General features: G+C 39.4%; 26 protein-coding genes and 2 tRNA genes. 10 read left to right on the forward strand and 18 right to left on the reverse strand.

The window, feature by feature from the left end; all coding sequences use genetic code 11:
- Nucleotide 1 precedes the first annotated feature (1 nt).
- The 16 genes from TI10_RS17670 to TI10_RS17735 form a co-directional block, all read right to left on the reverse strand.
- Nucleotides 2-574: a DUF2612 domain-containing protein gene (locus TI10_RS17670; RefSeq protein WP_049584704.1), complete on the reverse strand. Its 573-nt coding sequence runs from the start codon at nucleotides 572-574 to the stop codon at nucleotides 2-4.
- Complete coding sequence (locus TI10_RS17675; RefSeq protein WP_049584705.1) at nucleotides 571-1,764, reverse strand: baseplate J/gp47 family protein; 1,194 nt, start codon at nucleotides 1,762-1,764, stop codon at nucleotides 571-573. The genes TI10_RS17670 and TI10_RS17675 overlap by 4 nt, the downstream gene beginning before the upstream one ends.
- Nucleotides 1,757-2,104 carry a hypothetical protein gene (locus TI10_RS17680; RefSeq protein ID WP_049584706.1) on the reverse strand — a complete coding sequence of 116 codons (348 nt, stop codon included), beginning with the start codon at nucleotides 2,102-2,104 and terminating at the stop codon, nucleotides 1,757-1,759. The genes TI10_RS17675 and TI10_RS17680 overlap by 8 nt, the downstream gene beginning before the upstream one ends.
- Nucleotides 2,101-2,856 carry a phage baseplate assembly protein V gene (locus tag TI10_RS17685; RefSeq protein WP_049584707.1) on the reverse strand — a complete coding sequence of 252 codons (756 nt, stop codon included), beginning with the start codon at nucleotides 2,854-2,856 and terminating at the stop codon, nucleotides 2,101-2,103. The genes TI10_RS17680 and TI10_RS17685 overlap by 4 nt, the downstream gene beginning before the upstream one ends.
- The gene (locus TI10_RS17690; protein ID WP_049584708.1) at nucleotides 2,853-3,809 is read right to left on the reverse strand and encodes a phage protein; all 957 of its coding nucleotides are present in this window, start codon (nucleotides 3,807-3,809) and stop codon (nucleotides 2,853-2,855) included. Before TI10_RS17690 ends, TI10_RS17685 begins: the two co-directional genes overlap by 4 nt.
- 241 nt (nucleotides 3,810-4,050) lie before the next feature.
- Entirely contained in the window at nucleotides 4,051-4,227 is a 177-nt protein-coding gene (locus TI10_RS25645) for a hypothetical protein (RefSeq protein ID WP_167337843.1), read from the reverse strand.
- Nucleotides 4,228-4,410: 183 nt separating this feature from the next.
- Entirely contained in the window at nucleotides 4,411-4,716 is a 306-nt protein-coding gene (locus TI10_RS17695) for a phage baseplate plug family protein (RefSeq protein WP_049584709.1), read from the reverse strand.
- Nucleotides 4,701-5,306, reverse strand: coding sequence for a phage baseplate protein (locus tag TI10_RS17700; protein ID WP_046395661.1), 606 nt, complete (start codon nucleotides 5,304-5,306; stop codon nucleotides 4,701-4,703). Before TI10_RS17700 ends, TI10_RS17695 begins: the two co-directional genes overlap by 16 nt.
- A gap of 2 nt (nucleotides 5,307-5,308) precedes the next feature.
- Nucleotides 5,309-7,075, reverse strand: coding sequence for a hypothetical protein (locus tag TI10_RS17705; protein ID WP_049584710.1), 1,767 nt, complete (start codon nucleotides 7,073-7,075; stop codon nucleotides 5,309-5,311).
- The gene (locus TI10_RS26415) at nucleotides 7,065-7,190 is read right to left on the reverse strand and encodes a DUF6889 family protein (protein WP_254921029.1); all 126 of its coding nucleotides are present in this window, start codon (nucleotides 7,188-7,190) and stop codon (nucleotides 7,065-7,067) included. Before TI10_RS26415 ends, TI10_RS17705 begins: the two co-directional genes overlap by 11 nt.
- Before the next feature lie 77 nt (nucleotides 7,191-7,267).
- Complete coding sequence (locus TI10_RS17710) at nucleotides 7,268-7,678, reverse strand: phage tail assembly chaperone (protein ID WP_049584711.1); 411 nt, start codon at nucleotides 7,676-7,678, stop codon at nucleotides 7,268-7,270.
- Nucleotides 7,679-7,792: 114 nt separating this feature from the next.
- Nucleotides 7,793-8,233, reverse strand: a complete 441-nt coding sequence (locus TI10_RS17715) for a DUF3277 family protein (RefSeq protein WP_040153957.1) — start codon at nucleotides 8,231-8,233, stop codon at nucleotides 7,793-7,795.
- A 9-nt stretch (nucleotides 8,234-8,242) separates the two neighbouring features.
- A complete protein-coding gene (locus tag TI10_RS17720) occupies nucleotides 8,243-9,712 on the reverse strand; it encodes a DUF3383 domain-containing protein (protein WP_080985096.1) in 1,470 nt (489 codons plus the stop codon).
- 3 nt (nucleotides 9,713-9,715) lie between these two features.
- The gene (locus TI10_RS17725; protein ID WP_422615678.1) at nucleotides 9,716-10,264 is read right to left on the reverse strand and encodes a phage neck terminator protein; all 549 of its coding nucleotides are present in this window, start codon (nucleotides 10,262-10,264) and stop codon (nucleotides 9,716-9,718) included.
- A gap of 273 nt (nucleotides 10,265-10,537) precedes the next feature.
- Nucleotides 10,538-10,957 carry an antiterminator Q family protein gene (locus TI10_RS17730; RefSeq protein WP_036781013.1) on the reverse strand — a complete coding sequence of 140 codons (420 nt, stop codon included), beginning with the start codon at nucleotides 10,955-10,957 and terminating at the stop codon, nucleotides 10,538-10,540.
- A 1,244-nt stretch (nucleotides 10,958-12,201) separates the two neighbouring features.
- Nucleotides 12,202-12,277: transfer RNA gene (locus TI10_RS17735), tRNA-Thr, on the reverse strand.
- Between the two features lie 592 nt (nucleotides 12,278-12,869).
- On the opposite strand from TI10_RS17735, the gene TI10_RS17740 reads away from it, so the two are divergent.
- From TI10_RS17740 to TI10_RS17775, 8 genes are all read left to right on the forward strand, one after another.
- Entirely contained in the window at nucleotides 12,870-13,235 is a 366-nt protein-coding gene (locus TI10_RS17740; protein ID WP_049584714.1) for a Dabb family protein, read from the forward strand.
- Nucleotides 13,225-13,647, forward strand: a complete 423-nt coding sequence (locus TI10_RS17745) for a DUF2000 domain-containing protein (RefSeq protein WP_036814954.1) — start codon at nucleotides 13,225-13,227, stop codon at nucleotides 13,645-13,647. Before TI10_RS17740 ends, TI10_RS17745 begins: the two co-directional genes overlap by 11 nt.
- 13 nt (nucleotides 13,648-13,660) lie before the next feature.
- A complete protein-coding gene (locus TI10_RS17750; RefSeq protein ID WP_049584715.1) occupies nucleotides 13,661-15,064 on the forward strand; it encodes a phenylacetate--CoA ligase family protein in 1,404 nt (467 codons plus the stop codon).
- Nucleotides 15,061-16,008 carry a branched-chain amino acid transaminase gene (locus tag TI10_RS17755; RefSeq protein ID WP_049584716.1) on the forward strand — a complete coding sequence of 316 codons (948 nt, stop codon included), beginning with the start codon at nucleotides 15,061-15,063 and terminating at the stop codon, nucleotides 16,006-16,008. The genes TI10_RS17750 and TI10_RS17755 overlap by 4 nt, the downstream gene beginning before the upstream one ends.
- A 21-nt stretch (nucleotides 16,009-16,029) precedes the next feature.
- Nucleotides 16,030-16,608: a prephenate decarboxylase gene (locus TI10_RS17760; protein ID WP_049584717.1), complete on the forward strand. Its 579-nt coding sequence runs from the start codon at nucleotides 16,030-16,032 to the stop codon at nucleotides 16,606-16,608.
- Between the two features lie 73 nt (nucleotides 16,609-16,681).
- Nucleotides 16,682-17,284, forward strand: coding sequence for a carboxymuconolactone decarboxylase family protein (locus TI10_RS17765; protein ID WP_244161648.1), 603 nt, complete (start codon nucleotides 16,682-16,684; stop codon nucleotides 17,282-17,284).
- A gap of 86 nt (nucleotides 17,285-17,370) precedes the next feature.
- Nucleotides 17,371-18,318, forward strand: a complete 948-nt coding sequence (locus TI10_RS17770; protein ID WP_049584718.1) for an ornithine cyclodeaminase family protein — start codon at nucleotides 17,371-17,373, stop codon at nucleotides 18,316-18,318.
- Nucleotides 18,319-18,468: 150 nt separating this feature from the next.
- On the forward strand, nucleotides 18,469-19,095 hold the full coding sequence (locus TI10_RS17775; protein WP_049584719.1) for a LysE family translocator: 627 nt from the start codon (nucleotides 18,469-18,471) through the stop codon (nucleotides 19,093-19,095).
- Between the two features lie 286 nt (nucleotides 19,096-19,381).
- Here the strand turns inward: TI10_RS17775 and TI10_RS17780 are convergent.
- Nucleotides 19,382-19,469 (reverse strand) — tRNA-Ser (locus tag TI10_RS17780).
- A gap of 213 nt (nucleotides 19,470-19,682) precedes the next feature.
- Here TI10_RS17780 and rcsD point away from each other — a divergent pair.
- Both rcsD and rcsB read left to right on the forward strand, forming a co-directional pair.
- Nucleotides 19,683-22,373: a phosphotransferase RcsD gene (rcsD, locus tag TI10_RS17785; protein WP_049584720.1), complete on the forward strand. Its 2,691-nt coding sequence runs from the start codon at nucleotides 19,683-19,685 to the stop codon at nucleotides 22,371-22,373.
- Nucleotides 22,374-22,377: 4 nt separating this feature from the next.
- A complete protein-coding gene (rcsB, locus tag TI10_RS17790; protein ID WP_049584721.1) occupies nucleotides 22,378-23,031 on the forward strand; it encodes a response regulator transcription factor RcsB in 654 nt (217 codons plus the stop codon).
- A gap of 86 nt (nucleotides 23,032-23,117) precedes the next feature.
- Here rcsB and rcsC read toward each other — a convergent pair whose 3' ends face one another.
- Nucleotides 23,118-25,934 carry a two-component system sensor histidine kinase RcsC gene (gene rcsC / locus TI10_RS17795; protein WP_074524959.1) on the reverse strand — a complete coding sequence of 939 codons (2,817 nt, stop codon included), beginning with the start codon at nucleotides 25,932-25,934 and terminating at the stop codon, nucleotides 23,118-23,120.
- Between the last annotated feature and the right edge of the window lie 99 nt (nucleotides 25,935-26,033).

The raw sequence follows: 26,033 nt of genomic DNA on the forward strand, positions 1-26,033 counted from the left end.
TCTAACCCTCCACTATATGGTAATTAACCGTTATCCCCATAGGTTTAAGCGAGAGATAACCCTGATGGATGATTTCTTTAGTAATAGTACTGATTGATTTACCTTTAATAGTCACAGTGAATGACATATCCAAGTTATCTTCGAAAGATACAGACAGGCCATTATTTGAATGAATAAAACTCAGGATGTTATTAAATGACTCAGCCGTTCCATCCCAGTTATTTGTGCCTATTTTAGCTTTTATGACGATTCGATAATTATCATCATCCAGTTTGATATAACTTTTATCACTGTCAAACCGCCCTTTCCACATGCCGCTATCAAATCCCAAATCATTAATATCAAAGGAGAAGTAATAAGATTCAATTGGAGTCTGAATCATTCGATTCCTTCCTACCCATTCTCCAATAATATCAAGCTGTTTACCCACCGCTTTATCCAGGTCAAAACTGCTAATCAGTAAATCTGTTGTCAGCGCATTCTGGTTGAAAATATCCGTCACAGCTTCAAGCATCCTGACATATTTTTTACCTTCCATGTGATATGCAGGAATCAGCTTCATATATTTGTTCATTCGAGCACCGTTACTATTTTAATATTTTCAGGTGAACACGTCGGCGCTTCATTAAAAGCTATGTCAATGTTCGTCGTTCCGGTTGTCGATGCTGATTTCCCCACTTTCACAGATAATACTTCATATGTCTGACCTCCATTTTTATTGCATAAGTTTGCCGGTACAAATAAGCGAGTAACATATACTCCATCACCAATATAAAGGGATTTTATATAGTTAGATATTTCATTACGAATATTATTGCCAATATCCGATGTATATCCGATAAAGGGTTTAATATGTATTTCAACATAAATTGGCACCAGTGTAGGACGATAGAAGTTAATCGTTTTTTTATTGCCATAATCATCGGTAATGGTTTCAGAGGTGGTGCCAAATGTCGGTATACCCGGCGTTTTCTTCACCAAAATAGTCCGGGCAATCTCTTTCGAGTCTCCACCATCAATGACAAGTGCAATGCTATGAGCGGGTATACCATTTTCATCCGTTTTATCCGAGTCGTTGTCATATCCCCGGTAACGTGAAACTCCATGCAGATTGGCAATTGCCCCCACCAGCCCATCCATAATGGTTCTCGAAGGCAACGCAACTGAAACCGCTTGCCGTATTCTCAGTTCTATATCGGTTTCAATTCCCCGACCAAGTGTAGCCGCAACCGGGTTCGTCACGGTTTGCCAGCCCAATGTCGGCGTGGCAATTTGGTTAACCGTGTGGGGCAATGCGCCAATAGCCCCCGATTTTTGACAAACCGCCGTTACAATAGCTTGACCGTGTGTGTCGATAATCACTTCATCCGGCAGCGACCAGGTGTTTCCCGCATCATCCCGCACGGAAGCGTTGCGGATTACGGTGCCAGCCCGACCAGTAATCAAAACATCCACCGTTGAGTTGCTGGAACTTTTTCGGGTAATACCGTTGATTTTGACATTACGGGAAAGCCCTTCCCCCACCGCTGTTGTCGGGCTAAATGAGTTATAGGAGGCAATGGTTGCGTTATTACAACCGTGAATAACGTATGCTATCAGTGATAAAAAAACACCGTCTTTGCTGTCAGATTCAATGTAAATATCGTCCCCATAAATATCCCTGAATATCGTCTTCCAGCTATTTAAGATGGTTTGATAATCAGGCGCATTGATCCCGTTTTTGTCAATGGCAGGTAACATTGTGTTGATAATACTTTCATACATCAGCAGTTACTCCTGTCTGTCCATATATCGTGTCAATCGTGACGGTAATAGTGATTTTTCTTGTATTGGGGTTTCTTTCACTACGGTAGTGGATAATGTTCTCTACACCCGGCGTTTGTAGTATTCGCTGTCTAATAATCAGGTCATAAAAACCCGATGTGCCTTTACCCAACACGTTGTCGTAATCGGTCCCTTCCCGGTTATCAAGAAACCATTCGCCATTACGCAGCATCAGGCGAGTTTTTACCGCTTGTGCGACCGCTTCCGGCGTATTGATAAGAAAACTCGCCTCTCCACGACCAAATACATAATCGTTGTCAATTTCTCTTCTGTATCTCATTGAGGTTTCCCCGTCTTACCGCCACCTGATTGCACACCACTATGTACATGGTTTTTAAGGCTAATCCCTGTTGCTGTCACATCGTTACTCACCGTGACAGGGCCTTGCATGGTTGCAGTGCCACCACCAGCGCCCATGCCCTGTGATAAGTTGCCGTTAATGGTGACGTTGCCGTTCAGAATGATTTCAGGTGAAGTGATTTCAGTACCGCCATTAGCTGTGGCGGTAAGTTTTGCCGGTGTAATCACCGTGATGTTATGACTATTGGGATCGAGTTCGATATACGCCGCGCCATCATCACTTCTTAGTTGCGCGGTGTTTGTGCTGATATTCGATATTTTTTGTTGCTGAGATTGTGGGCCAATAAGCGCAAATCCATCGGATAGGTTGTGCTGCCGGGGATCAACCGGTTCTTGTACCCCACCCGATTGCCACCAATAATCAATGCAACGATCAGCAAACACGACCAGACATTCATCACCGGCTTTTACCGGGAAGGTTAGCGTCACTCCACCGCCTCTTGGGAATATAACCGGCACATCCACTAACAGCGGCAAGGATACGGATTCCAGTTCCCCGTCTTTTTTCCTGATTTTCCATCTAATAGCCGGTTGGGCTGTAACGGTTACCGCATCAGCATCAAATGATTGAATAATGCAAGGCAAAGAGACATACAGTCCGGCGCTAATGACTTCTTGCATAGCAAAAAAGACCGCTTCGGGTCTATTTAGTCGTTCATCAGTATTTATCATTCGCTCTCTGCCTTATCCTTATTGTGAGTTGATTGATTCAGCAAAGTATGATCGCTCTTAGCGATACACATTATTGTCATGTACCACTCTACTTCGCGGGTATCGCCGGAATACTCCACATTGAAGACAATGTAATCACCGTCAGCGTCCAACATTGCCGGTTGTGCTTTTGCATCCTTATGATCGCCAGACTGAGCGGCTTGTTTAGTCGCTGGATCAACCGGTTTGATTGAGCGGTTATCCAGTCGAATTAATGTACCGGGGCGAATATTCGGATTAATTAAGCATGTAACGTTAATACCTGAGCCAATAGTTTGTTCAGGCATACCAATAAGACCGGTTTGTGAAGTAAGGATAATGGCTTCAGTTAAGTATTTATTTTTGGGCACAATATGCAATTGGTTATCTTCATAGCGCCAATTGGCATCACATTGTTTTGCCAGATTAGAAACTTCATTGCGGTGCATGCCAAAAAGCACTTTTCCTCTGGGTGATGCTGATTTGCTAAATTCAGGGCGTAGGCCTGCCGTAATACCATATTTGGTAATATCACGCATTAGCAAATGATCTAAATCTGCTTGTGAATATCCCGCTGCAATGGTGGTATTTACGGTCGCGTAATTGTGTGCTTCATCCCCGTCCGCTGCATGAATCACAACACAAGTATCCGTTGCGTTGTCTCTCTTTACATACGTGTACTGAATTTGGCCTGAGAATATTTGTCCTGAGTTCTCCTTATAACCCGCCACAAATTTAATTTTTTTAAATTCATTTTTACGTAATTTATTACTGGTTTCGTTATTAAGGTTATATAGGGTAAAAATACCAGTAGCAGGGTTGGAAGATTCCGTTCTGCTAATATTAAATGTGATTTTCAGGTCTGATAAATTTACTTTTTCGCCATCTTTGTCTACAACGATAAGGTGGCATTCTCTTATCCATTGTTTTGACATAATTCACCTAATTATATAGAAGTAAAATTAATAAAAATAAAATTAATAGAAGTAAAAAACCGCAATTAAGCGGCGTATGTAATAAATCATGTGAAACTAAAAATTTCAGGCTTATAAACGATAGAGGGCACTATTACTAATGCCCATTAATAGGAACGATAAGCTTGTCATCACCTCTTTGCTGCACTTGATTTCCTGTTCCCAAGAAATTTATCCCCCCAAAGAGACATATTATAAAAACTTATGCTACTGCTTTTTTGCTATCACGCAACTTTCCCTGCTGTTCACAACATGCAACCTTGCATTCAAACGCATCTGGAGCTGCTTTCTTCAAAATATCAACAGCCTCACCCATTCTTGCAAATACACCTCGTGTATCGAACCTGACTTCTTTCTTGGATACGCTTTGCTCTTTCATCTGTACCTCTCAGAGAGTCTCTCTAGCACTCTTTATTAAGAGTGATCGTCTTATTACACTACAGGTCCATTTACTATTTTCATAACAAAATATTATATCGTCATTGCAAATGACAGCCATTCTCGTTACTGGGAACAATTTTTTATCATAACCAATTTGAAATGATGTGTTACTCTCATCCAGTTAACTTATTACAAAGTATAACCTGTCCTCTTTACCAAGATTATTCCTGAAAGGTTTCTCCTGATTTATATCACCATAAAAAATTAATGAGCCGTTAAAACCAAGATGACGATATTGTTCCAGTAAGTCAACCCCAAAAACCAACGGCAAACCTGTAACGATCAATTCACTGTCCGGCGTCATAATATCCAAAATCCAACCCGCAATATCACGCCACATTAATCTCATTTTATAGTTAATGCCATTTAGCTGAATATCGAATTGCTGATTTTGGGGTGATAAAGGAATCTCTACAACCCTAGCCATTTCTTACCTCGCTCTATAATAAAATCAAGAATAATCTTTGGCATCGATGGCTTCACCGTGACTTTGGCTCCCATATTAACTACAGGTGCTGTATCTTCAGGATTTTTCATATTTTCTGCTGGTGCAGCCTTATTTGGCGACGTTTCAACAATAACAATTTCACGTAGGTTTAACACCACCGATAAAACATTTTCACTGGTTTTATCGGTGGTGACACTGATATCTTTAATCAACATATTTTTATATAAGCGCTTTCCCGTGACGACATCAAACGGTTTATGTGATGCCCTCAGGTCAAGTAGCTGTTGATATATATCACGCGGGCTGGTTCCAAGGCTCAGTCCGGTAGAAATATCAAATACCTTTGTGGTATCAATAATATCAAGTAGCGAACCACCACCCGCGAAACCTAAATCCATTCTTACTTCCGATGGACTGTCATAAGCATGATCACTGAATGTCACTCCCTGCTGAACCGGATGATCGGTGATATTCGATACATCGGTATGTGTTTCTGAAATAACGACACTCGGTACAATGACACCTATCTTTCTCTTTTGTTGAGAAAACATGACTGATAATATATCCATTGTTATCTCACCTGTGTTTGCATATTTCTAAGCAGCATACTGTGAGTGCGTTCTACCGTTTCTCCAACCAATCTTGCTGCTTCTCTAGGGGACTCAACACCATTGACTTCAATATGATAATTTACTTCTCCTATTCCCTGCATATTATTGCTGGCAGATATTGGCGCACGATGTAATAAAGCGGGAGTAAATTCCTGATGATTCACCATATTATTGATATTTGTCACCGCACCATTGATCATTCGGTGATCAATGGACATATTCCGCAAAGAATGAACCACATGATTTAAATGTCCAGCCCGCTTTGGCGGTTTATTCGCTGGCTGTAGCTCTGCCATAATCGCTGACCTAATAAATTCTGGTGAATAGGGATTACCACCACTTTCCACTATCATCATGCTATCAATCAGCCGTTGCATCACATCAGGAGCAGTGAGATCAAGGACCGTATCCTTAGAAACTCCCATCATTTTAGACACATTAGCAATGTACTGTTTGGTTTTATTATGATCTTTCTTTGGCGCCCATACCGGCACAATACTTGCAATAGTCTGTAGCTTTGTTCCTGTAGTTTTACCATGAAAATAACGACTCAACTGGTGAGCAGTAGCCCTTAATCCACTGAATGCATCTGGATACTTAGCAAATCTGGGTTTTGGGTTATCTTCAGGTACCGCTCCTGTCTGATGTACAAAGTTCATATTTAATGGATTGTTATTCCGTACCCCTCGCGAAGACTTTAATCTTTTTAGTTTTGCTGCTGTAAGCTCACTATTAAAAATATTCGTTGGCGGATTAACTGGAGTATTTAATCCCTTAGGAGCATTATGATGCTCAACAATTCCAGCCTTAAGATACTCCTTATTTAGTTGCTTATGCTGTCGTTTCTTTGTTATTTTACTTGTTCGTTCTGATACTTTATTGGAAATATCAGCAACTTTCTGGCTGTGTGCTTTGTCGATTATCGTTTTTTTACCATCAATTTGTTCTTGGTATTTTTCATATTTATCTTTACTGAAAAATGGAGTCCAGTCAGAAGCAATATAGATCCCATGAGTTGACATCCAATTATTGAGTTGATCATATGTTATCAGTGGTTTTTTATTTGCTTCATGTTCTCTTTGCCGCCGTGACAATGTTTCAGCCATTGTTTCGTGATTTTTCTTTGCTTCTTCCTGTAATGCATTTAATCGACTATTAAAATCAAATAATACCCCCAGAACAATTTTTCTTCCTGTAAATTTCCACAACTCATTCAATGTCGCCAATAAACCTTTCGCAGAAATTTCTCCTTTGTCTAACCATTTGACTAATTCCTCAATGGCATTAAATATGTCATCACTATCAAGTATGCTAGTATTTTGATTAGTACAATCCGTTGGTATTTTTAATAATTGCTCACCCATTGATGCGACCAAGGAAGCAGTATTTAAATGGCGACCATTTGTAGCATGGGATTGAACATCAATACACGGCAGAAATGTCTCTACACTTCCCACAACTCGGCTGACACCACCATTAATAGATTTAATTTTTTCAATTGTTGCGTCTGTTTTTTGCAACTGTCCGCAGAGTTTGTCCAGCCCATTAGCGGCTTGAGTAATAAAATTAACCACCGCTAATGTGGCTTCTTCAATTTCCGCCCTCATGTTGAGAATACTAGACGTGATTTCGGCAGTAACAGCCATAAATTTACGCTGCCCTACTTCATCAACATCAAACTTAAGCGATACCAGGAAATCTTTCGTTATTTCAGCATTACTGCTCACTTCGCCACCTCTCTATCACGGCTTCATTTTCTGATTTAACATCAAGGGCATCATTCATCAATGCAATATCAGCCAGGTCAAGAACACCATTTTTCAATGATTCATAACGGCACATGCCCGCAATGACCGGGCGTAACAGATAATCACGCCCTTTCGGGAGGGTTTCAAAATTTAAACTGGCTTGTCCTGGGATTACATTGCGCTCTCTAATGGGGCGGGAAAAAAATTTCCCAATGAGTCTCGGATAATAAAACCGACAATTTTCAACAGTTCAAAACCGTTGATGTCATCAAACATCAATACCTGTCCATCAGGATCATAAATCCGGCTCCATACCCCATTCTGCTCACGAGAAACTACTGATAAGCAAATATCATTAATTTCATGCCTGTTAGATTTTCCTAACGCGTTGATGGATTCAACCAAATAAGGAAGCACTTCTTCAAAGCCCGCTACCCCATCATCACTTTTAGCTGTCACGATCTTTTTCATCAGCGGCCCAAGTGCCGGAATAGCCGGGGCTAAAGCCACTGCTAAATCCTGTTGCTGAAAAGCGTTTAGTTTACCACCGCGATATTTTTTACCCTCAATTTCAAATTCCATAATCACTTATCCTCAAGCGCACTCAAACTACCGCAGCATCAGTCCGATGTTAAAAATACAGACAAATGCTCCGGCAGATTTGACGGTGATTTAAATGTTTGTGAAGTAAGTTGGTTAGAATGTGCCTAACATGATGTCGATTTTTCCACAATCAAATACCCAAGCAACGGTATTACCGGCTTTGCTATTCTGCAAATCAGGCTGTTTCTGAAAGGCGACGGAACGTGCAACAGCAATGTCGTTACTTTGTTTATTTCGAATAACAATCACGTTATTGCCCCATGCTGCTGATGAAAGTGATTGCGCACTGAGCATCGCATTCAGTTTGGCGTTGACTGAACTGGTCTTAAGTAAATTAACCGTAATGGTTCCAGACTTGGTTGCATGCAATGAATGCATGACTTCTCCGTCTGCGCCAGTGGTCATGGTGTTTTTACTCTCCGACATGGTGACTGTAATCCCCTCATCCGAGAGCGCGGCGCCGTTACCAAGATCAAAAGAGCCGCCGACTCCCGTAATAGAAGCGGAAACATCAAGAAAAGAATATGTAGCCATTTTCAACCCTTATCTGTTTACATTAATAATGACATCAGCGTAGTGAACAGCGCCTGCTAATTTGATTGCACACTGAATAACTGGCGCTTTTCGAGCTTCCCGATCAGCCTGTGCCTGTGTCGCAATCGGCGGTGCGTAAACGTAATAACCTTTGGTTAATGTCGCGCCAGTATCCAATGCGCCGATTGGATCACCTCCCCATACGCCATGAGCGACTAACCCGTTTGTCACCGCCTGAGAAAGTGACTGTTCAATATTGGTGATTAAACGTGTAACCCCTTCATCAGTCTGTGGGATCTTGCTGGTGCTGGTGTAAAGCAGGTTATAAAGATTGTTCTGAACGTAGTTTTGTAACCAATCCAAGCCATGACGCTCATCAATAAAATCCCCATTCGCCATGACACCTTCCTGAATAATGGCAGTATCATTGCTGTATTTAACAAAAACGTTGCCGTTTTGATTCTTCAATATATTGGCTTGCGTTGCGGTGAGGTTTTCTGCGATTACAGCGGGTTCCTGTTTAAATTTCAGGGTAATAGTGGTGTTATTACCGTTGAAATTGACGGTAAACATACGTCCAAATAGAGAAGCAACGGTATAAGGTTTACCGGTTGAATATTGCCAGAGTGTGCGCTGATAGTTTTTCTCTTTCAGTTTTGAACCAATATCGGTTTTAACCTCAGCATCCAATACGTCTGCTTTTTGCGCTGTATGTCCATAGATACGGGAAACAGATGCAGACTCGATGTAATCAGCAACGGACAGAATATCTTCATCCGTTAGAGAATCATCAGCGATAACCAGCCCATACCAGCCGCTGGATGCTGCGCCCAGCGTCGCTACCGCCTCAGCAATGGTTTCGGCTTTGGTAGATTCGATAGCGGTAGCCCCCGATATTTCGTCCAGCTTTAATAAATCGCCAATATAAGTTCCCGTCGTTGCCGGTGAAATATAACCAACAATATTCGCTGAATTCGGCATAATAGCGAAACGTGAAGAAGAGCTATCATATGTGACTGAACAATCTTTCAATTTATCCGCCACCCGTTGAGCGACTCCATTTAGATTGGTCTCTTTACTCAAATCGATGCCGTTGTATACCGTTTCTTTACCGTTAATCGTCAACTTAAAAGAACCATCGGTGATAGCAGCAAATTTGCTAATAATTTGCTGCTGTTTATCCAATACAGCTCCTTGTAAAGAGGAGACCACATTGTCCTTAGCCCACCGACCAATATATAAATCAACAGGACGTGGCGACTGGGAATAATAAAGCGCTGCGGCCTGATATTCTGGTGAAGTCAGTCCAAAATCAGCACCGACGCCATCAATATCCGAATACCGGCGTAAACGTTCGTGAGGATTGATCACGTTGCTTGCGCCAATGATCAATAACGCACCGAAGTTCCGGGACTGAGCCGCATGAGGAGCCATATTCAACGTAACATTGATAATGTTTGAAACAGGTAAACCCTGCATAATTTAATCTCCTAAGAATTTGACAGGCGCTTCCACCAGTGATTTAACACCGTATTCACGCACTACTTTTCGCTGCAAGGTGATCGTCATGTCATAACGACGCACCTTCTGGTTATTGATAAGTTCCGGTAAAGACGTCAGCCGGCTGAGTTTGTCTACTGAAAGGCCGAAACGCTCCAACTCGTCGTTGTTCTGACTGACCGCCAGCCCATCACGAAAACGGGCGCCGTACCGCTGGCTGTTCGGGCCATAAAAGGAAATCAAGCACACAATTTCTTCATGACGCCATAACTTGGTTCCTTCATCAGTCTGATTCTCAAAAGCAGGCGAGGCATCCGCAATAAAATCCGTGATAACAAAATCACACCCGTCATCATCTGCCGGTAACGGAGGCAGTTGTGCTGATGTCCATCGAGAACGCACTTTATCGTCAGACAAACCAGAAACACCGCTCACCCAACGACTCAGTATGCGCTCCAGCTCATCATCGTACTCAGGCCCAGGCGTGACAGGTGTTAACCAACCCGCTTTATCACTACCGTTGCTCATCAAAAATACCTCCATCAAACAGCAATAACTCGCCCTGTGCTTGGGTAAACCAAGCCTGTATAAGGGCTTAGTTCTCAGCACTAAGTTATGATTGATTTAATAGGGATACCGACCGCGAAAAAGGTAAAAAAATAGGCGTAAGCGATTCGCGACGGCAAATGCGAAAAAGGCCGCAATACAATGCGACCTCAAACATAATGCGACTTTATTATCTGCAAAATCTGAATAAAAAAAGCCCCGATATTTCTATCGGGGCTTATTCGCAACTTTAACTAATTAGTACACTACCATAGCTTTTTGCGTACGCGCAAGCTTTTTGTGTTTTTGTATTTCATCATCCATTTCTAACTTAATATCAAGCATAGCCAAACATCCCTGAACAAAACTTTCACCCTTTTGCAATCGGGAACGTACTTCAATATCAGGCACTTTAATTAAACGCGCGATGGATCGTTTAGAAATCCCTAAAGCGTAGTACATAAATAAGACTTCAATTTCTTCAGACTTATCTACCGTCTGCAACTTTGCGATACAAGCATCAATGATCAAGCCATCGTTATCACAGCAGGAAGGGCGTAATGAACGGGTTGACGCAATCAGACCTTTAAATCCAGCAGCGATCGGCGGCCAATTAACACCTGTAGCATCATCAACCCAACCGCCCCAACACTCTAAAACTTGTTGAATATTGCGCATATATTTTGACCTTAACTTTTAGTAACAAATAGTAGTAAAAATTATTTTCATGATGGTCTCATGCATCCATGCATTCGGCATTATAACAAATTTCTCATTCCCTATTTTTGTGTTTCTCTGCTACGTAACTACATCGTTTAAATACACATGCTTACTTAGTCTATTAAACACAAATAGTAAATAACCCCTATTCTTGACCAAGCTTAGTTTCAGAGGAAAACACATAAATATCGTTATTAATACGGATGGTCATAAGGTGTTTATCTTCCTCATCTACGTATTTATTATACAAATTTATAATCTTCATTTAATCCTCTAATGTACCTTCCTTTAAAACGCTTAGCGCCTAAAGCAACACGCATGTTCTTTATTATTTATCAAAATTTTTCAAACAACATAACACCCCCTTTTTATTATGAGATGAAAAATGCATTAAATAAAAAATAGCACATATTTTTTGCCTCATGGATATTTGAGTGTAAAAAATATTTTAGTTCCACTTTGAAACCCTTCGTAAAATGCCGATTAAGAATGGTTCCTACACCTATGCCGAAGACCACAGAAATCGGCCTGTTTACAGAGTGATAGACAACCAACCGGGGAAAATGTGAGATCTCAACAACTCTATTCCAAATATCTCCACCAGTTCAAATCAAACATTTAAGATACCAACAGGATTAATGTTGCTAGCGATAAATTACCGATTATCAGGTAAATATCTACGTGAAAAGTTTTAACACTGTCAGATTATATCCCCTTCTAATCAATGAGACTTTTAAACTCATGCTATTCAGTAGATAATTAGCAAAAAAATATTCTCTTGAGCTGAAATTACTTTTATCTGATACTCTTTTGCAACATCAATATCCTCTGCTATTTTCTATCCTGCCCCATCTTATTTTCCGCTCTCGCCAGACGAATAGATAGATACATGCCGATAGCAAATATTTTTTCATGCTGGAAAACTGATACCCCAAATGCCAATATTTTTCTCTGTTAGCTTTTACAAGCGAAAATAAATCTGCATTATTTAAACGTTTGACATCTTTTATTCTTGGTTACTCTGTTCCATTCCGAACTGCCTGACAGTAAGTTTAACTATACGATAAATTCAGATATCGATTTAAACAGGGGATGAAAATAGCAAATAGCAAAAATTACTGGATATATAAACAGAAAAATCCGAAATGGAAGCAAGAAAAAAGCCGTTACCTTCTGAAAAGGTAACGGCTTCTTATTTGATTTGGTGCCGGCTACCGGAGTCGAACTGGTGACCTACTGATTACAAGTCAGTTGCTCTACCAACTGAGCTAAGCCGGCGTATTTCAGGGGCTAGCCCCCGAAAGCGTGCGCAGTATATTACAACCCAACGCAAACAATCAAGCATAAATAATAGATTATTTTAAAATATTACCAAAACACTTATCATTAGTGACATGCTCAACGACATATCATGACTTGAAAGCCCACTGATGCAAAGCTACCCCCACGAATCCTCAGAATTACTTTAATTCCTTGTTATGATGCCACTGACGATCAGGTTATTTTTAACATCAAAAAACAGCTCATTTACTGACAAATCAGAAATACCAACAAAATGTTTTATGACTGTTGCTACCTATTAGAAAATAACCACTGGTCATAAAGCAACCTTATCGTCCAAGGGCAGTGGAAAATTAAGACACACAAGAAGCAAGCCATAATAGCCTTCTTACCATTGTCAGAATCACAATTTTTTCACTTTGATTTGAATTATTACCATTGGGAAATAGTTGACTGCTATAAATGCAATATGCTATTTAAATTAGACGCAAATCAAAAAAACTAAACTAGGTATGCGCTAATATTAAGTGTAAGTTAAATCATTTCTATAGGTTATTATAACTCAAAATCATTAATTATGAGGTAAATTATGCTGGGCAAAAATAGCTTAATTGCACATCAAGTCTTATTTACCTTCAAGGATGGAATAAGCTGGGATAGTGAAAAAGCGATATTAGCAGAGAAGGTGACTTTAAATCATATAAATGAGATAAGTGAAATAAAAGGATGGTTTTGTGGTCGCAGTACGGTAGACAGAAAACAATCAGTTGACTTTAGTTTAATTGGTTACTTTGAAAGTTACGAAGACCTGAACATATATATGCATCATCCCGATCATATAAAAGGTGTAGTGCTATGGAAAGAAATAAGTACATGGGCAGTCTCTGATATTATTATCGATGTAAATAAGTTGATAAATTTCACTCAGTTAATAGGAAAGTCGTATGGAATTTGACGAAAACCTACATAAAAGTGTCGTCGTTATCGCTGATAGTCTGCCGCTTGGATTAGCTATGAATGCATTGAGCGTCATTAGTGTTTCAATTGGCAGAAATATTAACGGCATTGTAGGGCACGATGTCTTTAGTAAAGATAGCATTTGTTATCCCGGTGTCATTAAAACGCCTTTGCCTATTTTAAAAGCAAGCCATGATGTACTGGATGCTATTCATAATGAATTAAAATCTAACGATAATTTTAAATTGAGTCCTTTTTCCTGTTTAGCGCAATCATGCAGAACATATGAAGAATACGAAGGAAAATTATCTGCTGAACATTCGGATGAATTGAAATTATCCGGCATTGGCATAGTTGGGCCAAAGAAAGATATCAATAAACTCACTGGCAACTTACCACTTTATAAATAACCAGGTAGCATATATGTATTCCATTTTTAGAACTGATCTTCATGAGTTAGGGCTGAAGTATCTTACTGAGTTAAAAAGATATCTATCTGGCGAGATAGATATTTCTGCATTGGAAAAAATACAATATGAAAAGCTGAAAGAAATCATAAATTATACGAAAAATGGGTCAACTTTCTATCAAGATCGCCTAAATACAATAAACCCAAATAATGATGACAATTTATCCTCATTTATTGAAAAACTGCCCTTTACCACAAAATTAGATTTAAGTAAGGCAGGAAATACGATATCTTCAGACAGACTAAGTAATGCCTGGATATATTATGAAACCACAGGAACAACTGGGCCATCCACGCCCTGTCCTCGCAATGAAATAGATTCTTTAGTCAATAATAGTTTTCTGACTCTGCAATATGAGTCTATTTTTAATCAAGAAGGCAAACAACACATTATTGGCGTAATGGGTCCAACAGAATTGCACTCCACTGGAGATACATTTGAAGATGTATTTCGCAGTTTAGGACATACTGTTATCAAAATGTGGCCTCGTTCGCCCGTTGTTGGTATGCACAGAGTGTTAAGGCTAATACAAGACCTCAAAATAACCGCTTTAGTTTGCACACCCGCAGTCGCCGCTGAGTTGCTAAAATATTGCCGGGACAATGCATGTGATGCAAAAGAATTAGGTATCGAGATCATTTTAGTCCTTGGCGAACTTATTACGCCAAATAGACTAAGGAACTTGTCTTGGAATTGGGGCGCCAAAATTTACAACTGTATGTATGCCTCACAAGAAACGTCAATTCTGGCAGCTTGTAACGATACCAACAAGCTTATTACTATTCCATACAACAATTATTACGAACTCATTTGCCCTTTCACTCAGCAAAAACTCAATGTTGGTGATAATCACGTCGCTGGTGAATTAGTGATTACCCATTTATATAAAGGGAATAAGCCTCTGATTCGATACAAAACAGGGGATATGGTTCGGTGTAAAGCAATAGGCTTAAATCAATGGGAAATAGAACCCATTGGCAGAGTAAAAGATGTATTAATATTAAACAATGCTAATGTCTATGCTTTTGATATCGAAAATGCCATCTTTGAAGAACTCGAATATTGTTTCGAATACTTTATTGAAATCAACAATACAACCGGTACAGATGAACTTAAGATCACTTTAGAGCCATGTGATGAATTAAATAATGCGTCACTCATTAGCAAGATAAAACAAAAAATGGAATCCAAATTCAATATGCATGTCGATATCCATGTAGGAGATGTCGGTGGACTGATTGGAACCGCAGCAATGGTAAGCTGGAAAGCAGCACGTATCCATGATCTGAGAGATGATACCAACAATATTGAACGAAATTCAGCTTTAGAAATCATGAAAAAGAGGGCAACTAAATGACAAACAATATCGTTAGCCCAGTTAATAAAGATTGGATCGTATTTCTAGACGGGGGATATCTCAATTTTAGCAATGCGACCTTTCTTGCCAATACACAAGCTTTAAATTATGGCACCGGTACATTTGAAGGAATCCGGGCCTATTGGGATCAAGACAATAACCAACTTAATCTCTTTAGAGTACATGAGCACTATGAACGGTTAATCCAATCAGCTAAGACATTAAAAATTGAATTGCCCTATACCAGTCAGGAGTTAACCGATATTACTAAAAACATCATCATTAAAAACGGTTTCAAACAAGATATTTATATCAGGCCATTAGCGCTTAAAAAGTCGTTAATGCCGGGTGAGAAATTTGGCGTTAAGCTAAGCGGCGTCAATTCAACCCTCTGTATTAACGCTTTACCTATGGGCGCTTATGCCAAAAAAGCAGAGTTTAAATGCCTTATTTCAAAATGGCGACGTGTATCAAATGCAGCAATTCCATCATCTGCCAAAATTACCGGCACTTATGTTAATTCCGCACTTGCTCATGAAGATGCCAAAGAAAATGGATTTGATGATGCTATCATGCTGAATGAACAAGGCATGTGTGCAGAAGCCAGTACATCAAATGTTTTTATTGTTAAGGATAATTGCGTTATTACACCATCGCTTAGCGCTGGCATACTCAATGGAATAACCAGACAATCTGTTTTCGATATTTGTAAATTCCGCAATATCCCCTGTATTGAGTCAGAAATTCAACAAAAGGATCTCTATGAAGCAGATGCCTGCTTTTTAACAGGCACGGGCCTTGAAATATCAATTGTTTCGCAAATAGACAATGTATTATATATACAAAAAGAAGATTCTATAGCCAATGTTATTGCCAAAGATTACCAAGAAATCATTAGAGGCAGAATAGATCAATTCTCACATTGGTTAAACCCGGTTTATTAGTGTAATTCCAGGAGAAACATCATGGAATGTGTTTTTTTTAGTTTCAACAAAGATACATTTGATGTTCTAAATATTGCTACCTTAGGCCCATCAGGTACAAGTAGCGAACAATCCGCTATTCGTTTTGGTGAATTCGCCATTAAAAATAGAGTCGCCAAAAGTTACCAAGTTGCTTTATGTAATACTTACGAAGAAGCGAGTAATCAAATTATTTTAAACAACTGTCAGGCATTGGTGGTAGCCAATGCTTATTACAACATTAGTGAGTTTTATATGGATAACAGGTTTAACTTGTCATCCGCATTTTTAAATTACACGCCTAATTACGGTATCGCTATTCGTGATGAATTAACTACAGATAATATCGTCATTGCAACCCATCCGGCGCCAAAGGCTTTAATCCCCGAGTTGTTGCCTGATAATCTAAAAATTGCAGACATTATCTTTAAAAATTCAACCAGTTCAGCGGCAAAAGCCGTCGCTAATTCAGAGGTGGATGCCGCACTCACGACAGAAGTGGCAGCAAAATTACACAATTTAAAATTTATTTCTCATATTCGACCGATTCAAATGCTTTGGTCAGTATTTACAGCCACATAAAAGCTAACCTTGCTTTAAAATAAGAAAATATATAGATCTATTTAAAATTTCAATATAAAATACAGAGGTTATTATGTCTTTACTTACTCTACACACTATTGCTACCACACCTGAAAAAAGTAAAAAATTACTCCAAAGTTCTATTGATGATTTCGGCTGGATACCTAACCAAAGTGGTTATATGTCAGAATCACCTTCACTATTAGCCGCTTACCAACGAGCACACGACCTATTTATTGATAGTTCACTGAATGAAGAGGAAAAAGCTGTGGTGTGGATTACAACCGGGATAGAAAATGGTTGTAATTATACAGTTCAAGCACACGCTTATATTGCAATTCATAATGGTGTGGACAAAAAAACGGTTAAAGCATTGATTGAAAAAACCAACGATCTTTCCCCACGATTATTGGCGTTACGTGAATTTACCATAGAGGTTATTTACTGCCGAGGACAATTGAAACGAGATGCCATTGATCTATTCTTAAGCCGTGGTTTTAGCAAACAGAATATGTTGGATGTCGTGTTAGGCGTTTCTCAAAAGAATATGTCAACAATTCTCAATAGCATTGCCGGAACTGAAATTGATGATAAATTCAAGCTGGACGATCTATACCCTATGGATTTCAAGTTGCATCGCGACGGCAAGGGAGCGAATCCCCGGGAGCATAGATAACTATGTGACCGGGGTGAGTGAGTGCAGCCAACAAAGAGGCAGCTTGAAAGATAATGGGTATATAACTGATATTGGAAGGCATCAACATGCTTTATGTCGATAAAGAAACCGTTGCACGTTATTTGACAATGGAACTTAGTCTTAAACTAAGTGAAATAGCATTTAAATTGCAATCGGAGAGAAAAGTAGAGCAACCTTTACGCAATATCGTTAAAGGTGAAGACGGCTTAATGGGCACTATGCCGATTTATATTAAGGAAGGACCATATAAAGGGTTTGGATTAAAGTCGGTGGTAGTAAGATTTCAAAGCAACAGCGATAAACCTTCACACATCGGTAGTGTGTTGGTTTACGACGAGCCAGGTGTTTCAGGGATTGCAGCGGTAGATGCCGGCGCTATCACAGAAATTCGCACAGCCGCCGCCTCCGCCTATGCAACCCATCTTCTTGCCGCAAAGGATGCCAGCCGGTTGGCAATACTTGGCACTGGCTTACAAGCAAAAGCACATTTGCAAGCCATGTTATATGTGCGCCCAATAAAAGAAGTCACTTTATGGGGTCGTAATACAGAAAGATGCCGAGAATTTGCTTCATGGTGTGATAAAACATTAAATCTTCCCATTTCTATCAAAGCCTCACCTGCTGAGGCTGTACTCAATAGTGACATCATTTGCACAACCACAGCATCACGTGTCCCTATACTCAATAGAAAAGAGTTGCCGGTTAAATGTCATGTCAATGCTATTGGCGCTTCGGCCCTGGGGTTTCAGGAACTTAGCGAAGATATGTATAGCAATACCACCCTATTTACTGATTCCAATGAATCGGTACTTGCTGCCTCTCAATCTGTTATTAAAGCAAGGGAGAAAGGTATTCTTAGCGGATCAGACATTGGAATAGAAATTGGCACCGTTTCTCAATCTCATTCCAATTTGTGCGATCAAGGTGTGACTATCTTTCAATCCGTTGGTTTGGCCGTTCAAGATATGGTATTTTCCCGGGAAGTCATTCGGCAACTAATAAAAATGTCTTAATTATTTTGGAAGAAAATATGCCAAACTTAAGACGTTCAACATTAGAAAAATGTCGTTATTGTCTATACTAAAGAGTCCATTTGTCACTTGCATACGCAAGTGACATTTTTATGTTCTGTTACTTCAAGGTGTTATTTTGAGAGGAAAGATATGCTAGAAGTGTCACAAATAGTAACCTATACAGCGGCATTGACTGTTGCTGCGGCGATACCAGGCCCAGGAATGGCAGCATTGGTTGCCAGAAGTGTGAGTAGTGGCGCGTTAGCGGGATTTAGTGTGTTATTTGGTCTGATTATCGGCGATCTCACTTATTTATCTTTTGCAGTCTTTGGTTTGTCTGTTATTGCAAGTAGCTTTGATACCTTATTTGTTGCTATAAGATGGGGAGCGGCACTATATTTGAGTTATTTAGCATGGCAATTCTGGTTTGCCGATCATCAACCCATTGGCGAAGACCAACCCATTAAGAAAAAGGAGTTGGCTGCGGCTTGGTTATCTGGGCTCACTCTAACGTTAAGCAATCCTAAAACTATTGCCTTCTATCTCGCGTTATTACCTTTGGTGATTAACATGGAATCTATCTCGTTGCAAAACTGGGGATTCATGTTAGTGCCGCTGACGGTGCTTGTTTTATTCAGCGTAGGAGCGGTATTTATTCTCGGCGCTCTCAGTATTCGACATTTGTTATCAAGCCAACGGGCACAACGGATGTTATTTAAAGGTGCAGCTATTATTATGTTCGTAACCGCTGTAACTATGCTGTTCAAAGCCGATTAAAAACTTTAATTCCTGACTATCCCCACGGTTTTGTTGAATAAGAATCGACCCTGAAAAACCTTTCTTATCAATAAATCGTGGACACAATCTTCCCCCAGAAACCGCAGCATAGACTTATCGTCGGAACTTGATAGATTTCAAGTCAACCGGGCTGCGGGCTTTCATCACGCAGCAATGACCTTTAAAGAACCTAACAATAACAGAAATGAAAAATATAGCTCATCACCTGAATGGCTCATCGGAATGAAAAAAACCTCATGCACCAGAAGTGCATGAGGTTAGTATTTGGCGGAAGGATAGAGATTCGAACTCTAGGATGGTTTCCCATCGGCGGTTTTCAAGACCGCTGCCTTCGACCGCTCGGCCATCCTTCCATGACGCGGGATTATGCTCTCAACATGATAATATGTCTAGTCTCTATCGTAAAAATTCTGTGATTCTTTTACTGTTCGCTCAATCCTCAATCTACAATATCCTTTCTAGCCCCGATCCTGCTAAAATTAGCCTGAATACATCGAATCATGAGATTCACCAATTTAACGAGCTCGCTAAACAGCCAAGCAATTATTAAGGCTTTTACTCAACGAATGTATAACAAACAATTTTCTATTAATTCATCAACCATAAACCGTTACTACGGTCTGTTCATTATTCTGCTTTTCGTCTCCCTGTTTTTATACAGCTATAACTACTTCAATGCCTGGTTAATGGGGAAAAAGTATGCGCTAAATAGTGTTGCAACCAAAATAGTATTACAGATAGAAGATTATCGTTACCACGCTAATTCTATCTTCAAACAAGCCAATAGCGCATCTTTTAAACCGCAAGAATCCGTCACACCGATGAAGCTACGGCCTGATGTTTACTGGCTTGAGAATCATTATCAAACTATCGACACGATTGTTTTTGGTCACCACAGCGCTGCAAGTGTAGAGTTGGCACAACGCCTTTCCAATTATATGGAGATTTTGTGGGGCACTCGCAATGAATACAACTCCATGTACTATCTGAACGGTAAAGATAACAGTCTGTTTCTGATAACAACTCACTCTATTCTTAAACCAGAATTGAGATTTAAAGAGAGTTATCTCACACTCACCGCCGAATCAAAACGTTCAGAAATGCTAATGCAATCCACCGCGCTAGATGAACGGGAAAATATTTCATCAATCCGTAAGTTAAATAGCGAAAATATCTATTTTTATACTTACCGGGCAACATTCAATTCACCGGGTCAATTAGCAACAGTTATCGCTTTTGATTTACCTATTTGCCATCTTCTTCCTATGGATATGGCAGCCGCAAATTTCAGTTTATTGTCGGATGATGAACAACCCCCTCATGAAATCAATAAAGTCAATATTTCACAAAATGGTTTCTGGCTCGAATTTTCTCAATCACTCAAAGGTACGCAATACAAACTGTTGTATCGGATATCCCTCAAAGATTTGCTAATCGATTTGTTATACAGAAACATCTGGTTGTTACTGGCTGATTCAGTATTTATTATCCTGTCTTTAGGGGGGCTTATCTACATTCGTCGAAAATATATCGCTCCAAACGCCCTCATGAACCACGAGTTACAAGTCAAGGATGCGTTAAGTCACGATATTATCTCTAATATCCCGATTGGCCTATTAATTTACGATTTTTCAGTAAATCAAATAATTATGTGCAATAACATTGCCGATCATCTGTTACCGAATGTCGATTTAAATAAAATTAAGATGATGGCAAAGCAACATCATGGTGTCATCCAAACATCAATCGACGATTCAGTCTATGAAATTAAAATGTACAGCATGCGCCTGTTGCCGGAAACTTATCTGTTTTTACTGCAAGATAAAGATCAAGAAGCATTAATTAGCAGGCGTCTACAACTTGCTCACTTGGAACATGATAAGAGTGTACAAGCTCGTCGTTTCATGCTGACCAACATTCGTTCTGAGTTAAAACAACCAATAAAGGAGTTAGATCATATCGCTTACCAACTGAAACAAATTCTCACAGAAGAAAATAATGTTCGTATTGTTGATAATTTATTAACTAAATCCGAATATATATCCGATTGGATCGAGAATATTTCATTACTCAATGAATTAGAATCAGGAGAATGGCAAGCAAAAAACGAGTCGTTTTCATTATCAGTCATTTTAGAAGACATTATTAAAAAAGTGTTTCCTAAGATGAATAGTAAAGGATTAAATTATTATTATCATTGTAATATTAATCCTGAATCACTATTTATTGGCGATAGCGCCGCCATCAGTAAAATTGTCCTGATGTTATTTAATTATGCAATCACGCTCACATCTTATGGCAAGATATCTCTCATCGTTAATTATTCCCAGGAATACAAAGAACAAATTAAAATCGAAATTATAGATACAGGGGCCGGGCTTAATTCAACAGATTTAACAAATTTAAATTATCCATTTTTAAGCCAAGCGACAGGTGATAGACATCAATCCAATTCAGGACTGACCTTTTATTTATGTAACCAATTATGTAGAAAATTGAATGGTCATTTTACTATAAACAGCAAACCCAACCTGGGCACGCACTATGCTATCAGTCTGCCCTTAATAATCGGCCAAGACCAATGTCCGCCGCTACTGGAAGACATTACTGTCTTGCTGGATATCAGCAATACGGAGATCCGTAAGATTGTGCAAAATCATCTGCATCATTATGGCGCTGTTTACTTCGATAAGAAGCAAGAAAATATGAATCGAGAATACGATATCATGTTGACAGATAAACCCTACGATTCGGCAAAATCGACTATATTACTGGTTGATAATCTGGCCGGTTTTGAGCAGATAAAATCTGACTATATTCGGTGTAACTACAATCTGAGTGAAGCTGTTATCAATGCCATTTCGTTATTAATTGAGAGAAGTTTCAGTTTTAACGAGTTTAATGCAAATTTAGAAACGTCGGCATTTAGCGATGAAAGCAGTGATTACGATTTTGGCAATGTCATAAATAGTTATCAAAAACAGCTCACTGATAGCGATTGCCGACAATTATTTGTCGAGACAGTACCGATAGATATTAATAAGCTGTATACTGATATAGAACAATATGATCTGATATCGCTTTCGCAAACAGCACATCGCCTGAAAGGCGTTTTTGCTATGTTAGACTTAGAACTCCTCAAACTTTCTTGCGAAACACTGGAACAACACATAACAGACAGTAACGAAATAGAGATTAAGAATAGCATTAGCCGTATTGAGTCCTTCACTAAAAGGCTATTGCAGCAGGGTAACTAATAAGATGAATAACCTTAACGTCATTATTGCTGATGATCATCCAATTGTCCTGTTTGGCATCCGCAAATCACTTGAGCGGCTTGAATGGATCAACGTCGTCGCAGAGTCGGAAGACTCGACTACGTTGATCAACAATCTGTCTTGTATTAAAGCAAACGTATTGATCACTGATCTGTCTATGCCTGGCGACATATACGGCGATGGAATCAATTTGATTAAATACATCAAACGCCATTATCCCAGACTATCAATCATTGTTCTAACCATGAACAATAATCCAGCAATCTTAAGTGCTGTACTCGAACTTGATATTGAAGGCATTGTCTTAAAACAAGGAGCGCCAACAGATTTACCCGATGTATTGACGGCCCTGAACCAAGGGGAAAAATTTATGCCAGAAAGCGTTTCCGAACTGTTGAAAAAAGTGACGAAAACCCCCTATGGCGATAAACCGTTATCACAAAAAGAGAGTGAAGTTATACGTCTATTTGCCCAAGGCTTTTTGGTAACAGACATTGCCAAAAAACTCAAACGCAGTGTCAAAACTATCAGCAGCCAGAAAAAATCAGCTATGGTAAAACTGGGAGTAAATAACGATATTGCATTACTCAATTACCTTGCTTCTGTCACTATCAATACAAGCGATAATGTTCAATAGATACCGTTCATTATTTTGATATGAAAGTCGTCCTGATGCCCGGCAACTATTTATTTGTGCCGGGCATTGTTTTATAAATCATCGTTTCAAATCATCTCCGCTAATACCTGCCTGAGAGTCACCAAGGAAACAGGTTTAGACAAGCAATCATTCATTCCTGCATCAATACAGCGCTGTTTTTCTTCTGCCAGTGCATTTGCCGTAATACCAATAATCGGCAACTTACATCCCTCATTTCGTAAGTACATTGTTAACACATAACCATCCATGTTGGGCATATTGACATCCGTCAAAATGATATCAACCCCTCCGTTCTTCAAATATTCCAACGCATCCAATCCATCATTTGCCATCGCTGTTTGAAAACCGATGGATTTCAATTGATCGGCCAATAAGCGGCGGTTGATAGGATGATCATCCACCACCAACACCATAATAGTATTAAACCGGGTATTTGCCTGAAAAACAGGTGGGGCGGTATTTAATACCACATTAAGATTCGATGAAATCAACCGCTCAATCATTACCGGCAAATCATGTAAATGGTAAGTGTTGTGTAACCAATAGTTTTCTCTGATTTGTTCCGGTGAGCCAATATAGTCGGTCGATAATTCAATATAACCATATACTTGGGAAGCCACCGCATCAGGGAAATCGCTGATAATAATTTCACTGCCATCAGTAGTTTGCCCGCGATATAAAATAGTGTGTAAGCCATGATGAACCAGAAAACGCTGTAAAAATTCCTCCAGATAAAGATTACGTATAGCCAAGATGATTTTTCGCTGATGCTCATTTATTAACTGAGTTTTTGGCCTATATTTCGCACCATATAAAGGTAAACGAATAGAAAACATACTCCCTATCTGTGGTTGTGAAATGACTTCAATATCACCATCCATCAGATTGATAAGTTTTTCACAAATCGCCAGACCAAGCCCCGTTCCCTGAGATGAGCTTTCCGTATTTGGCATGATCTGGAAAAATGGATCAAACAACTGAACAAGCGCTTTATCAGAAATGCCGACGCCCGTATCCTTTATTCTGACGTATAAATAATCTCTATCAACCGTCACATGGATAACCACACATCCGGTATCAGTGAATTTAATCGCATTATTTAACAGATTAGATATAACTTGTTGTAATCGCACCGGATCATTGCAGATATAATTCGGAACATCCGGTTCAATATAGCAATACAAGGTCAACGGTTTTTTCACCACTAACGGCAGGTAGTTAGAAATAACATGAGAGATAACTTCCTGACAGGAAAATTCTCTAGACTCAATTTTAAGCTGTTTAGATTCAATTTTTGAGAAGTCGAGAATATCACTGATAATTTTTAGCAATAACGCTGAAGAATTATTCATCGTTGATAACAAACGAATAGATTCAGCAGGCAACGAATGCGCCTGTAATAACTCCAAGTTCCCAATAATACCGTAAAGCGGGGTTCTCAATTCGTGACTGACGGTAGCTAAAAACATAGATTTAGAATAGTTAGCCTGCTCCGATGCCAGCGCCATCTCCTGTAATGATTTTTCCATCCGTACACGGACGCTAATATCAACCAAAACACAAATCGCCACCTCTTCATTCCTGTAGCGAGAATGAACAAAACTGATTTGTAGATGATGATGATTACTGGTGACGACATCAACATAACTGCTGGTTCTGTCACAAATAATATGAATAATACGTTCCCGATCTTCATGCGTTAACATTCTTAAATAATTATGAGCCAACTCATTACTTAGAATATTACTCCCATCACTGACCCGCAATATACTGATCCCAACCGGCGCTGAAGCGACAATTTTATGATTAAATTGTTCATGCTCTTCTAGCCGAATCGCATTCTCTTCAGCCGGAGCAAACATTTTCCGCTCAAACAAGTACACCAGAATAATGATGACAAAGGCAGATAACACATTAAGCACAATGCTGCTAATAATCTGTAGCTTAAAACCCTCAAAAATAGTTTTCAGCGGCAACGCATAGATGATACTGAATGAAGATGGCATTAATCGACGTTTTAACAGTAAATCAGTGAAATTATCATCATAGCCAAAATAAGGCGCTTCCAACTGATAATCAGCATAATGAAGCTTATAGTCATCATTTGCTGGATAGTGCAACACAGGTTGATTACTGCGATTCAATAACGTTATTGAAATTGGGCGGTCTTGTCTTTGAATAAAAGAGTCCAATCTGATGAATTGTTCAATGCCTATCATTGCAACCATCTGACCATTTACATATACCGGCGCCAATACATAGAGATGACCGCTATCAGATCTGGCGCCAGGAATAACCCAATAAACATTTCGTTCTTTACCTTGATCTTTCAAGCTGATAAGTCTGCGTGAATTTTCATAAACTATTTTTTTCAGCGTATCAGGTTCAGTCGAGGTATTACGGATAGAAAAACTCACCATACACATACTTTGTGTACCCACCAGGAAAACCTGATTCAATCCCTGAGGCGCCGCAAGATTATCCTTCCAATAGAAGATAAGGTTATTCAACGAATTTAAATAACTATGAGTGTTGTTGCGAAAAGTACGACAATCAGCGCTTTGGTTCAAAGGATGATAAGAAAACGCCGGGCTATTATGTGGAAAATCAAAAATAGCATTTTTGCCATTAGAATTCAGTAAATGCTTCTCGGTCATATATTGGATATCCCGCAGAACACTTGCTGTATGACGCACATAAGAGAGTGTGGAATCATAATTAGCATTGTATTCTTGCCGAATATCCGACTTGACTTCATTAAAGATATTAACCAAGTAAAAAGCTGTTAATAAAGCGCCTAATGCCCACAACATTAAGCCAAGCACCCGGAAAAGATAACGGGATATTTTTAGTGATGTACGAAAAGAGGAAAGATATCTCAAAAGGCTACCTGATAAAAACTAACATCATTCAACGTCATTAATAACAAGATATACCAGAGTTTAAAGATTACAAAGCCCCATCAATCGCATATTTTAATA

This window comes from Photorhabdus luminescens subsp. luminescens, from assembly GCF_001083805.1.
Lineage (GTDB): Bacteria > Pseudomonadota > Gammaproteobacteria > Enterobacterales > Enterobacteriaceae > Photorhabdus > Photorhabdus luminescens.